This is a genomic window from Olivibacter sp. CPCC 100613, assembly GCF_036959255.1.
Lineage (GTDB): Bacteria > Bacteroidota > Bacteroidia > Sphingobacteriales > Sphingobacteriaceae > Olivibacter.
The window spans coordinates 1,522,002-1,534,870 of sequence record NZ_JAWMTI010000001.1 but is presented as its reverse complement, the minus strand read 5'-3'; the positions used below and the strand labels follow the sequence as shown (position 1 = coordinate 1,534,870).

The window sequence follows — 12,869 nt, the reverse complement described above, 5'->3', positions numbered from 1 at the left end:
ATTATTTTGTATGATTTTCGTTTATGTGATTGTTCAGCTCACTTTTTAGTTGCTTCAGTTCTTTCAAAAGCTCAATTTGATGCAAAGTCAGCTCCTCTACTTTCTTTAGCAAAAGCAAATTCATTTGCGCCAGATCCAGGCCTTCTTCGCCGATTGTTTTCGCCGATGGAACTTCGGGTAGATGTTTATGCTCTTTCACGAAATCTTCGATTTCGGTAAGTGGCTGTAGGTTGTAATCCGATTCAAACACATAATCGGGAACGGAGATATCGGTTTTTACTTTGATTTCTTTGGCTAGAATATTACCGTTGACGGCTAGTTTGGCTTGGGGGTTCGTCGTACCGATGCCCACATTACCACTCCCGGATATACGAATCGCTTCCTTTCCCGCCACGTCAGTCGAACTACCTGTGGAGAGACGTAATCCCCATAGGCTATTACCTTCGTAGATCGAATGAATGTGACTGAAACCCAGCTGTATTCCTTCCCAATCATTGATCGTCCAATTTCGTTTCGCCCCGAATTTGGCCAGGTATCCGGAATTACCTGTACCATAGTCGTTAAAAACCATAAGTGGCAAGTCGGGCTGTTGAACACCTATTCCTACGCGACCTTTTACCACCAGATCATTCTTACCGGGATTTGCATATGCATAGGTATCCGCAACGAGTATACCTCCCGCTTTAAGACCCGAAGCTGAGCTTAAACCGGCCGAATTCAACAAGATTAGATATCGATTCAGTTCTGTGGTTCCTATTCCGGTAAAAATGGAAGCATTGGTGCCGTTATCCATGGTAATGGTACCCCGGATATCCAGTCTATTGGTAGGACTGCTGGTTCCGATCCCTACATTGCCCGTAGTAGGGAAAGTATTTTGCGCATAGGACGCCATGTACACGCCCATCATAAAGATGAGTGCAAAGAATTTCATTTTCATATTTTCAACTATTTATTAAGATTATTTACTTATTAAGTAAATACACTATTTATCTTTTGTTCAGCATCTTTTTCTAATAACCATAGACTAGGCTTAGGTATTAACACAACCAAAAGAGGCTGCAAAAAGCACCTTATTTTATGTGCCAGCCGCAAAAACCAAAAAATAGATTGAAATCAAAGTTCAAGTTGTATTCCGCATAGCAAACAGGTTTAGTTGTTTGATGTAAAAATATTCAACAGTTTTGATATTAGAAAATTTATTTTAATTATCAACAATTTGATTGTTTAAAATTGACAGAAAAAGTTAATCAGGGCCGATTCGACTTATTCTTGCAAATGATGGATTGTAACAAAGTAGAAGTTCCACCGCTGCTGACCATGTAATTTCAGCATTCTATGAGCAATCCACTATGGAATTCAGCGAGCTCGTCCTCTGCCATACCGGTGCGTCCAACCTTTGGGGGTCACATCGTCGTGTTCAACACCCTCCGGGTGAGACGCGAGATTCCTTTCACCCATCGACTCCGTTTTTGTTGGCTTTGGGTCTCACGAATAATTGGAAGAAGGTAGACTAACCGATGGGCTGCACCCACTATTGAAATCAAATAAGAATAGCTATCCCGTCTATGTACATAAAGCGTACGATGTGGTTAACTTGATGAAATAAGGATAGTTATTTATATATTAGCTGTAGCGTTTAACCGGCTTGGTCCGTTCTCTTTAACAAACAATTTAAACCCTTGTATGTATGAAAAATCTACATTTATTAACTTTAATATTTTTTGCATTATTTTTTAGTTGTGGAAAGGATAAAAACCGGCCGGAATCCCTTGGGGGAAAATGGGAATTACGCCATATTCTAGGAGTACAGATCAAGGACGCTCCATCTGATTTCGAAAAAGGAAACGGAAATGTTATTGAATTTTCTGCAAACGAATACCAGCGAATTGAAAATGGAACGTTAGTTTCCAAAGGGACTTATGCAATTGTCGAAGAATCGGCTGAAATCGATGGTACTCAATATGAGCACAAAATTGTTTTTGATGACTCAGACCAGAAGGTGTTCATTAAGATATCGGGTAATCAGCTGCTAATATGCCTGGGACCAATCGCTTCAGACGGCACGACAATTACTTATGAAAAGATATAATTAATCAACGAAACAAAGTTCAGTAAGTAGAAGGTCAGTAGTTTTCCGATAGCGATAAGCATCGTTGCCCTCCTGTATATTTTTCCAATGAAGCGATAGCAGTGCTCCCCCGATATATAAGTTCCGACAACGATCTTTTTTCCAGCGGGCATTCGCCAATTCATGCAAGTATTGTTCTACTCGTCTTCAGAAAAACTGTTACGAATAGCTAATACACGCAGGGCACCCCCTTTAATCGATTGGCCATACACGACCGATAAAGAGGCCAGTCTAATAAACAGGATCGTTAATAGATATTTTATTTTGTACCTAAGGTGAAAGCTCACTATTTCGAAAATTAGCTTTTTCAAACAAACGTTGTATTTTCCGCTCGATGTGATAATTCACTAATCGATCTAAATGCCTTTCGTGATGCAAGTCAGTACCAATAAAATCTATTAAACCCGCTTCTAACAACTGAACAGCTGTATGCTTTTCGTGTTTACCGTAATACCCAATAAGAGACAATGCGTTGACTTGCAGTAAAGCCCCTCTGCTTTTCAAATCCTCTGCCTTCGTAAGATTACCGAACATAAAATGGTATCTTTCAGGATGTGCGATAATCGGTGAGTATCCAGCCGCCTGTAGACGAAACAATGTTTCAACGAAATTCGGAAGTTCGGAAAGGAACATCGTTTCCACTAATACAAATGGCTTAGATAATTGTAGAAGAGTCTTTGCTTCTAACATAAGATCAAAACTCTCATCGATCATATACTCAGCGGCATAATGCAAATCGATAGGTATATCTTGTTCTAATAAAGCAGTTTGCAACTGGCTAGCGGCCAGCTCTATCGTTTCGGGAGTATTGGGATGCAATTCAGCGTATACATGTGGAGTAGCGATTAATCGTTCATACCCTAAAGATTTTAATCCTCTAATCAAGCGTAAAGAAGTGTCGATATCCTTAGCTCCATCATCAATTCCAGGTAAAATATGCGAATGCATATCTATTTTTAACAATTGACCGATTGGAAATTTTACAAAAGAAGACTTAAAAATTGAGAACATATGCCTTATTTAGTGTAAGTTTTTTCAGCCTTAACAAAAATAGGGATTTTGCCAATGCTTTTATCCATTTTAGTCTTATAAATCGACTGTTATAACCGCCCATCTACGACCGTGCGGTCTAAGACACCTTTACAATCAAAAATAATACCACCTTCCCTCTTAAACTTTGTGTAGTCAAGTGAAAGAAACTCTTTATGAGCAACTGCTAGAATAACGACGTCATAATAGAATCCCTCTTCAAGATCAGGTTTTAATTCTACCCCATACTGAGATAATGCCAATCTTTTGTCAGCCCAGGGATCGTAAATATCGACATGAAAACCGAATTGCTTCAGTTCTACATAAGTATCAATAACACGGGTATTTCGGATATCGGAACAATTCTCCTTAAATGTAAGGCCTAAAACTAATGCTTTCGCTTGCTTGATTGGGCGATCCTTTGCAATCATGAGTTTTACAACCTTATTGGCAACAAAGACTCCCATTTGATCATTCACTCGCCTGCCGGAAAGAATCACCTGTGGGCTATAACCGACTTGTTCTGCCTTATAAGACAGATAGTATGGATCAACGCCTATACAATGACCGCCAACTAATCCCGGTTTAAACTTCAAAAAATTCCATTTGGTTGCAGCGGCTTCAATCACATCATTTGTATCAATGCCCAAGCGATCAAAAATCAACGAAAGTTCATTCATGAAAGAGATGTTAACATCTCTTTGCGCATTTTCGATAGCTTTGGCAGCTTCAGCGACTTTAATTGAAGGAGCAATGTGAGTACCTGCTTCTATAATTGAGCGGTATAAACTATCAACAATGATGGCTATTTGCGGCATAGAGCCGCTTACCACTTTTTTGATCTTGGTTAAGGTATTAATGCGATCTCCGGGGTTAATTCGTTCTGGTGAATAGCCAACAAAAAAGTCTTTGTTATAGACAAGACCAGAATGGTGTTCTAGAATCGGCACGCAGTCCTCTTCTGTACAGCCAGGGTAAACGGTTGACTCATAAATTACCAGATCTCCCTTTTTAAGCCATAAGCTTAGCATTTTTGTTGCAGCTAAAAGGGGGTTAAGATCGGGTTTTCTAAACGTGTCGATGGGAGTAGGAACGGTAACAATATAGACGTTACAATCAGCCAAACAAACCGTCTCTGAGCTAAAAAATAGTTGATTGTTCGCTTTTAAATCTGTTGCATTCGCTTCCCCTGTCCTGTCATAGCCATTTCGCAACTCTTCCACGCGCGATTGGTCGATATCGAATCCTAGAACATTAAACTTTTTCGAAAAAGCTAAGGCTAGGGGTAATCCGACATATCCCAGCCCTATTACAGCAATTTTTGAAGCTTCTTGGAGGTTCTGTATCATTTACAATACTTCACTTTCCTCATCTAACTCCTCAAAAGGCGAATTTTTGCTTACAAATTCAGGAACAATAACCTTCATTTGCTTCACAACGGCCATATTGTCGAGCTTTTTGGCCAGTTCTAATAAGGAATCAATTGTCATACACGCATCGACATAATCAAAATTGATAACCTTCGCAATACCGATTTTTTCGTGATGAGTTGGCAACGTCAATTCATCAGAGTTAAGTAACTCTTCGTATAGTTTCTCACCTGGCCTTAAGCCTGTATAGATAATATCGATATCAATTCCCGGATGTAACCCGGCAAGTTTTATCATTTTTTTCGCAAGGTTAACAATCTTAACCGGTTGCCCCATGTCAAAGACAAATATCTCGCCACCATTTCCCATTGTACCAGCTTCTAACACTAACTGCACCGCTTCCGGAATGGTCATAAAGTACCTTGTTATTTCCGGATGAGTAACAGTGATTGGACCTCCCTTTTCAATTTGCGCTCGGAAACGCGGTATAACTGATCCATTAGAGCCTAATACGTTGCCGAAGCGTGTAGTTATAAATCTCGTGTTTTTATTAAAATGAGCATTGTTTAAGCTCTGCGCATAGATTTCAGCAATACGCTTTGATGAGCCCATTACATTGGTAGGATTGACCGCTTTATCGGTTGATATCATGACAAACTTTTCTGTACCATATTGTACAGCCAGGTCAGCTACAATTTTGGTTCCTCCAACGTTTGTTGTAATAGCCTCACACGGATTATTTTCCATTAAGGGAACATGCTTATAGGCTGCCGCATGGTACACAACTTGAGGACGTAATTGCTGAAAAAGTTCTTCCATACGCCGATAATTACGAACATCTGCAATTACAATGGCACAATTTACGGTCGGAAACAACTCTTCAACTTCCAATTGCATTTCGTGCAAAGGTGATTCAGCCTGATCACAAAGTATTAAAAGCTTTGGTCGATAGGCTAGCACTTGTCGTACAATTTCAGAACCAATGGATCCTGCGGCGCCAGTAACTAAAACTCGCTTATTGAATAAATCCGCTTTAACCCGAGCATTGTCAATCTTTATCGGTTCTCGTTGCAGTAAGTCTTCTATGCGGAGATCTTTAATCTGTGACTCAATTATTGAGCCTGATAACCATTTGTCCGGTGTTGGTGCGGTTACTACTTGTATTTCCGAGCGTAAACAACGTTCGATTACTACTTGTTTATCCCGCTCATTCAGCCGGTCATTCAATAAAAGAAGCTTATCTACATTCTTCGCTCGCTTGAGATGGGCTAAATCTTTAATGTGATAAACCCTTTTCTGTTCCAAGGAGTTGTTCAACCTTGCCCTGGCGATATCAATAAAACCGACAACTTTGTATCTTGAGGTTACACTGCGTTCCAAAGCCTGTTTAACTAATACAGCTTTATCATCCGAACCGTATACCAACACATTAATTTTATCCTTCTTCTCAACACGATCACTCAAGTATCGAAAGGTGCCTTTCGCCGCCATACGTAAAAAAATTAATAGAGACGATCCTATAAAGAAGTTAACCAGTAAGACTTGCTTAATTTTTAACGAATGTATATTAAAATATGGCTGTATAGCTACAATCAATAATAAATAATAGAATACACTCGTGAATAACATCGCCAAAAATATACGGAGTATATCAGACATGTTGGAATATCGGATTAATCCGGTATGTGTTTTCAACAAATAAAAAACAGGTATGCAAGCAAAGACAAATGAGTTGGTATAGATAAAAAAATGACCTCGTAGTATTTCAGGAAATCTAAATTCCTCCGATATAAAATAGGCTAATACAAACGACCAACTTGCCAAAATAAGGTCGGCGAGAAAGATGACCCACCTCGGAAGCACTTTGTCATCGGTTAAAATTTTCCTCATTCGATATATTGTTTATTCTACATAGAAGGTTAAGACCTACCTGTTCCTAGAAATTTCTATGCCATTAATGTGATTATAAAAGCTTAATTCGCTAAAATACAAAATTAAACAAAATCATTCACTTTCCAATCAACGTTTAATAAGAAGAACTTCCAAAACAAATTCAATTCATTAAGCTACTCAACCGTTTTCATTTGCCTATTTCATCGCCCATCACACGCTGTTGCCGGCAGCTCTTTTGAGCACATAGCCCTTTATCGCGATATAAGCAGCAATCAATACTGCCAATATTGTAAAAGAAAAAACGATTTGGGTCCAAACTCCCTTATCTGCAACTTGTATAACAAGCAAGCCAATAAAAAGTTGCAAAGCGCCATAAGAAAAAGCGACTAACAATCTGTTCCCCTTCGCTTCGTTACTCAAATATTGATATAAATGAGTCCTATGAGGTTCAAAAATATTTTCCTTTTTCAACAATCTGTGTACTATTGTTAAGACACTATCTACTCCATATACAGCTAAAAATAATATGTACATGAAATTTTGTGTATATAAAATAAGACACCATAAAATAAAAATCAGTATAAACGACATCCCTACGCTACCCACATCCCCCGCGAAACACTTTGCTTTAGTTCGGAAGTTAAAATAGGTAAATACCAGATTTCCCAACCCGATGCAATACAATAATCGCATATCTATATAAATAACACTTCGATTTATATACCAGAGTAAAAAGAGTACAGCAAAACTATACATTGCTGTAATGCCGTTTATGCCATCCATAAAGTTGTATGCGTTCAAAATGCCAATAACGGCCACTAAAATGATGGGTATCATCCACCAAGGAAACGCGCCTAGCTCTAATTGATAACACAACAGACTAACGGCAGCAAGGTGAACAGCAATCCTTAATTTACTGGAGAGGGTAAAAAGATCATCCAAAAAACTGATCAGACAAACCAAGGTGAGTCCTAAAAAAAAATAGGGATATTGAAAGCCGGACCAAAAGAAGTAAAAAAGAGCGCCAAAGTAAAATACAATCCCTCCTCCACGGATGGTAAGGGCTGTGTGAGAACTCCTTTCATTCGGTTTATCAATGATATTAAAATAATCGGCAATTTTAAAGTAAACTAAAATCAGCGCCAGCAGAATAACAAATAGGAACAGATAAATCATATAATTTCTGGTATCTTACTTAACACGGGTGTTGGTTCCCATCCCAATTGTTGTCTAGCCTTAGTGTCATCAAAAGTAAGGGTTGAGATAATTTTACTAAGTTTGTCGGTATTAATGGGAAAACTATGTCCTAATACATCTCCCACCAACGCTAGACTTTGTGCAACCCATAGGGGCACTTTCGGTGGATTTCTCCTTCCCAAAGCAGCGGAGACAGCACTTTCCAAGTCACCGAAGGACGGATGGACGCCGTCCGTCAAATTATATATCCCGCCAACTTCTGCAAGTTTAGGAATAATGCGAGCAATGTCTTCCGCCCAAACGACACTTTTTTTTGCGTCTGCCTTTCCGATACTTAGGTATCTACCGCTACGCATACCTGTGATCATAGCACCCAAATTGCCAGGCGGGTTCGGGCCGGCAACCAGTGGAAGTCTTAATATTCCAAGTTTAACGTTATGAAGATCACACCACTCCTGCAATAGATGTTCTGCCTGTATTTTACTTTTTGCATAAGAAGTACGGCCGTTCAGAGGACAAATCTCGGTAATACATTCTCCCTCTTCAATTCCGTAAACGGCCACAGTACTTATAAAGATGAACGCTTTGGGCAACTTACAATTCTTTTCGATCGCTTTGCATAAGTTCTTCGTACCTAAAAAATTAATATCCCAAAAAGCCTGTTCCTCTTGCTTAGTATGCGGCACACTATGTGCCTTACCAGCAGCATGAACGACAATATCACAGGTTATGTCTTCTAACGAAGCAACATCATAGGGTAATATCATCTTGAAAGGCTGCGTCCGACCGGCTTTTTTTATTAAATGGCCTTTTTCGTTGAGAGCTTGGGCAACCATGCTACCTAAAAAGCCTGTTCCTCCTGTCAATAATATATTCATCGTCAATAGCTCTTACTTTAATCAGTAACCTTTGCGTTTTCTGAGTAAAAATTTATATAAATAAACCAATATTCGTTTTGGCAAAAGACGTAAAGGCTGCTTGGTAAACAGTGAAATAAAATACTCCTTCTGGTTTATGAAACCTAGTTGTTTAATGCTTTTAAGAAAGTGATATTCTTTTTTCACATATTGTATTCCACTTCTTCTGCCAATCATATCATTCCCAATACGGAAGTATAAAAGTGTATCCGGTAAGTTTTGAAATTTATAACCTGCTAATAACAGCCGAACCCAAAGATAATAATCTTCGAACAATGGCATATCTTGATATGACCCCACAGCTAATACCGCCTCTTTCCTAAACATAACGCTGGGATGATTCATTGGATTACGATATCTTGCATATTGCCGGATGTCCTCACTATTCTGTGGAAGCCGTCTGTATTGTTTCAAATCTCCAGGATGTTGTCGAAACTCTTCAATACTGGTACCTAACACCGCGACGGCAGGATCTGCTCTCATGACCGCCAATTGCTTTTCAAACCGATGAAAATAGCACTGGTCGTCGGCATCCATACGAGCTATCAGCGAGTTGGAACAATACTGTAACCCTTTATGTAAAGCTGCTCCGAGGCCCTTATTGATCTCCAAGCTCACTATTTTAAAAAGCCCGGGACACCGTTGTTGGTACATCCTCAAGCATTGCTCCAAAGAGGATGTCAGTGGGCCGTCTTTGATCAAAACGATCTCGCTAGGCCGTACACTTTGGTTTAATAAGCTTTCAAGTGCTAGGTTTAGATAACTTGCCTTATCTCTATTGTATACGGACATTAAAACGGAGAAATTCATACGCTTTTTCTATCTCTTAATATGTATAGTAAGCCGAAAAAGCGGTAGATCGAAAAGAACATATATAAAGAAAGTATCCATGGCATTATAACAACACTCAACGTTTGTAACCATAATAGTAAAAGCGATACAATGATATAATAAGCCGCCCTAAACCAAGCTAATTTGCGTTCCGAATAATAAAGCGGCGCCAACAAAGTGAGTCTAAACTTTGGATTACTTGCTCGCTCGATAATATTGATAAGTGGATACATGCATACTAAAAAAAGTAGATTAGTTGCAGAGAGATAAAGCGTCCCGAGAAAAATATAAGAGAGAAAACGCAGACAGACCAAAAGAAAATGCAATGGTAACGTAAGAAAACTTCGAATACGATTATAAATCAAGTAGATCAGCAATATGAGTAAGGATGCCCCCGCAAAGTAAATAAATCCGCACGAGTAAGACTCTATATATCCTAATATACATAGCAATGAAAATCCTATTATAATACGAAAGATATAAATGTTATTTTTTTTATTCTCGTAGTATAGCTTTTCTTTTGGTCCCAACCGCTCAGTAGGATTCTTTTCTTTTTTTGTTGTCTCATTATCATTTTCGATGTACCCAACTTCATAAAAATTATAAATGACAGCAAATTGGATCAGATAGGACAGGATATAGGCCAGACTGAAGTCTACCCATAGCGAAAGCGAAATGACAAAGGTAGGTATTACATAAATAAATCCCCACGAAACCAGCTTGAAAGTAGAGGATATCCTTGTCTTTAAAAAATATGCCCACGGCAAATAAAACCAGGTGTCATTTCTCATAAATCACATTATTAGATAGTCTTTTCTCCCAAAAATGCCTGTCTTTAGGAAAACTTACTGCACGAAAATCATTTACGAGGTTGCGAATAGCGAGATCATTGAAATTGTCTGTGATAAACACCATATCAGCAAATTCAGCTGCATAACGACGAACCAATTTATCTTTCCGGCCGTACAGATCCACTTCGATCTTACCCGTGCAAATCCCCTTATCAAAACCTAGTTGTGAAGCGTGCCAATACTTAATATTGAAACGCTTAGCAATCTCTTCAATAATAATATCCAAAGAAGCCGAAATCAGTCCAACGTGAAGACGCTGTTCCTGCGTTTGCTGTAATACACCAATGATAGGTTGAACAGCATGTCTCTGAAATAGGATGTCGACAAAGCTTTTAACTTCTTGACGAATATCTACTTCTTTCTCTCCCCGTAAGCTGTAAACAGCAAGGTATCTTAATAAATCAAAGTGAGTTAGTCTGTAGAATACCTTAAAAAAAATCTTGGCGGGCAAAGATGTTAACCATTTAATTTTACGTTGATATCCGCTAGAACGCCGATAATAAAATGCTAAGAAATCAAAGGTGGTGTTGGAATAAAATAAAGTACCACAGACATCGAATAGAGTCATGTGACTAAGCTCAGATTCTTCTCTTAAATAATCCATCAGCTATCCCTTTAATAGAACGTTTAAAATATGCCAAAGGCTGTGCACCGACTAATGGCAAAAGTACAAATTTTATAACAAGCTTGATGCCCGCCGATACCTTCCAGTAGACAGGAACATATTCTTTTGTCACTAACCAGAGGTAGTTTCTAAACTGGAAATAGATTCGAAAAGCTGAAGGAACACTAATACGGAAGCCCATCACACGCTTTTCGCTTGCTCCAAACATATGTTGCATCAAGGCTTGCTCAATGATAAAATGCCTGTATCCTATCTTATTCGCACGCCAACACCATTCGAAATCCACTAAATCAATAAACATTTCCTCTAAAAATAGGCCAACCCGATCAAAAGTTTTAAGCGAAACCATGGAGCCAGAACTGATAAGCTGTCTTATTACAGTATAATCCTGCCCAGCTAATATATTTCCTTTATCAAACTTCGCTTCATATTTCTTTCCTGTTTCCCTACTAACTGATCGAGGACCAAGACCTCCAACCTGTATACCCCCAACTGTAATTGTGCGATGCGCTTCGAGTAGATATTGCACCATCTTGGGTGCTGGAACGCTGTCCTGATCAAAAAAAACAACAAAATCTGCGCTGAGTCTGCGTGCCATATTTATACCTATATTCTGTGCTGCTGCTATTCCCTTATTCTGAAGAAGTGCTACATATTCATAGGGTATGCCCGCATCTTCCATCATGGAAGATAATCGATGTTGGTGATCCTGATCGCTATTATCAATCACCAGTAAATAACTACACTGCACCCTTATTCCGTTCAGCACCTCAGATAAAAGTTCCCATGCAGGATTGTATAGAACTAATATTGCACAAGTATCCATCTATTTCTCATTTTCTTTTCCTACTAATTTCCTCAAAGATTTCTCTTTTTCTAGCAGAGGGAGGCTTACTAGTGAGTTTAATGTAATGATCACAATAAACTGATTGGTATCTAATATATAAGGATTAGTAGAGGCATAAACGATGTATCCCAAATAGATGATTATTATCCATAAACTACCCCTAAAATTAAGGTACGCCAGCAGAACGTGTGACATAATGTATAAACTAAACATAATGAAGCCTAGTTGGTTCAACATATAAAACGCTTGTAACTCGTAATAAACTTGGTCAGTATAATCTCGCATCTTCGTTACAACACTCACGGTATTTCCCAACCCCTTACCAAGAAGCAACGTAAAGACGTTTTCATTTAAATCTCGCGACAATACTTGCAATTGATCACCGCGGGTTCCCAGTGAGCTTTTCTTTGCTTCTACTGTATTCCCCACATACCTCACAATAGGGTAAGCACTTATCAGCAATAGTAGAAGCAGACCAACAAGCTTGATATTTAGACGAACAGGGAGCTTACGTATATACCATAACAACAAATAGAGGAATAATACGATAAGGTAAGCGAAATTTCCTGCTACAAAAACACCAGCAAACAGCAGAACCACCATCAATTTATAATACTTAAAATAAAATTGCCTACCAAAAGGACTAATCATTATCATAAGTGTGAATAGCAGCAACGCATTTCCTTTAATTTGAATAATAAAAAAATAGCCATTATACGTGTATACATCGCCCCATTCTCGTCCCTGTACAAAGAACCTAACCGGAAGGTATGTCTCTAGATTAAAAAGATAAGTCATACTCAAACTGGCAATAAGGATGGCACAAGCTTGAAAAACATTGAAATACACAAACCACTTTAAGGCAGTGCGACTTACGGTTATAAAATAGGCAAACAATACAATAACCAACAATAAATAAGAACGGATGGCATTGACAGGCTGGTTACGTTCAAAGCCAATAGAGAACAAAAGAGCTATGGTTAAGAAAGTAACATTGATCGCAAAAATGGTTATCTTACTGCCTGAATGTCTTTTATTAATCAAGCCGCTTCCAAGCATGATCAATGTAAGCAGATTCATTAGTGGCGACAGAACGCTGAGCGGTACCATCCTCGTAAGGATGAAGTTAACAAAAACATAACTTAAACTCTGCAGCCTTTTCATTGTATTGGGCAATTAAG

At 38.7% G+C, this 12,869-nt stretch carries 13 protein-coding genes; 1 reads left to right on the top strand and 12 read right to left on the bottom strand.

Translation table 11 applies throughout. The features are described 5' to 3' along the window. Position 1: 1 nt before the first annotated feature. On the bottom strand, positions 2-937 hold the full coding sequence (locus tag RYH73_RS06245) for a hypothetical protein (RefSeq protein ID WP_335312540.1): 936 nt from the start codon (positions 935-937) through the stop codon (positions 2-4). A gap of 750 nt (positions 938-1,687) precedes the next feature. Here RYH73_RS06245 and RYH73_RS06240 point away from each other — a divergent pair. After that, complete coding sequence (locus RYH73_RS06240; protein WP_335312539.1) at positions 1,688-2,089, top strand: hypothetical protein; 402 nt, start codon at positions 1,688-1,690, stop codon at positions 2,087-2,089. Here RYH73_RS06240 and RYH73_RS06235 read toward each other — a convergent pair whose 3' ends face one another. The 11 genes from RYH73_RS06235 to RYH73_RS06185 form a co-directional block, all read right to left on the bottom strand. Further along, on the bottom strand, positions 2,090-2,248 hold the full coding sequence (locus tag RYH73_RS06235; RefSeq protein WP_335312538.1) for a DUF4886 domain-containing protein: 159 nt from the start codon (positions 2,246-2,248) through the stop codon (positions 2,090-2,092). Between the two features lie 150 nt (positions 2,249-2,398). Continuing rightward, positions 2,399-3,076, bottom strand: coding sequence for a tyrosine-protein phosphatase (locus RYH73_RS06230; protein WP_335312537.1), 678 nt, complete (start codon positions 3,074-3,076; stop codon positions 2,399-2,401). Positions 3,077-3,228: 152 nt separating this feature from the next. Continuing rightward, positions 3,229-4,506 (bottom strand): nucleotide sugar dehydrogenase, encoded by a 1,278-nt coding sequence (locus RYH73_RS06225; protein ID WP_335312536.1) that lies wholly within the window; start codon positions 4,504-4,506, stop codon positions 3,229-3,231. Then, positions 4,507-6,417 (bottom strand): polysaccharide biosynthesis protein, encoded by a 1,911-nt coding sequence (locus RYH73_RS06220; RefSeq protein ID WP_335312535.1) that lies wholly within the window; start codon positions 6,415-6,417, stop codon positions 4,507-4,509. A 213-nt stretch (positions 6,418-6,630) separates the two neighbouring features. Continuing rightward, positions 6,631-7,596 carry an MraY family glycosyltransferase gene (locus RYH73_RS06215; RefSeq protein ID WP_335312534.1) on the bottom strand — a complete coding sequence of 322 codons (966 nt, stop codon included), beginning with the start codon at positions 7,594-7,596 and terminating at the stop codon, positions 6,631-6,633. Further along, the gene (locus RYH73_RS06210) at positions 7,593-8,495 is read right to left on the bottom strand and encodes an NAD-dependent epimerase/dehydratase family protein (RefSeq protein ID WP_335312533.1); all 903 of its coding nucleotides are present in this window, start codon (positions 8,493-8,495) and stop codon (positions 7,593-7,595) included. The genes RYH73_RS06215 and RYH73_RS06210 overlap by 4 nt, the downstream gene beginning before the upstream one ends. A 21-nt stretch (positions 8,496-8,516) precedes the next feature. Further along, the gene (locus RYH73_RS06205) at positions 8,517-9,344 is read right to left on the bottom strand and encodes a glycosyltransferase (RefSeq protein WP_335312532.1); all 828 of its coding nucleotides are present in this window, start codon (positions 9,342-9,344) and stop codon (positions 8,517-8,519) included. After that, positions 9,341-10,156: a hypothetical protein gene (locus tag RYH73_RS06200; RefSeq protein WP_335312531.1), complete on the bottom strand. Its 816-nt coding sequence runs from the start codon at positions 10,154-10,156 to the stop codon at positions 9,341-9,343. Before RYH73_RS06200 ends, RYH73_RS06205 begins: the two co-directional genes overlap by 4 nt. Beyond that, entirely contained in the window at positions 10,146-10,820 is a 675-nt protein-coding gene (locus tag RYH73_RS06195; protein ID WP_335312530.1) for an HAD family hydrolase, read from the bottom strand. Before RYH73_RS06195 ends, RYH73_RS06200 begins: the two co-directional genes overlap by 11 nt. After that, a complete protein-coding gene (locus RYH73_RS06190) occupies positions 10,795-11,667 on the bottom strand; it encodes a glycosyltransferase family 2 protein (protein WP_335312529.1) in 873 nt (290 codons plus the stop codon). The genes RYH73_RS06195 and RYH73_RS06190 overlap by 26 nt, the downstream gene beginning before the upstream one ends. Next, positions 11,668-12,852 (bottom strand): hypothetical protein, encoded by a 1,185-nt coding sequence (locus RYH73_RS06185; RefSeq protein ID WP_335312528.1) that lies wholly within the window; start codon positions 12,850-12,852, stop codon positions 11,668-11,670. Between the last annotated feature and the right edge of the window lie 17 nt (positions 12,853-12,869).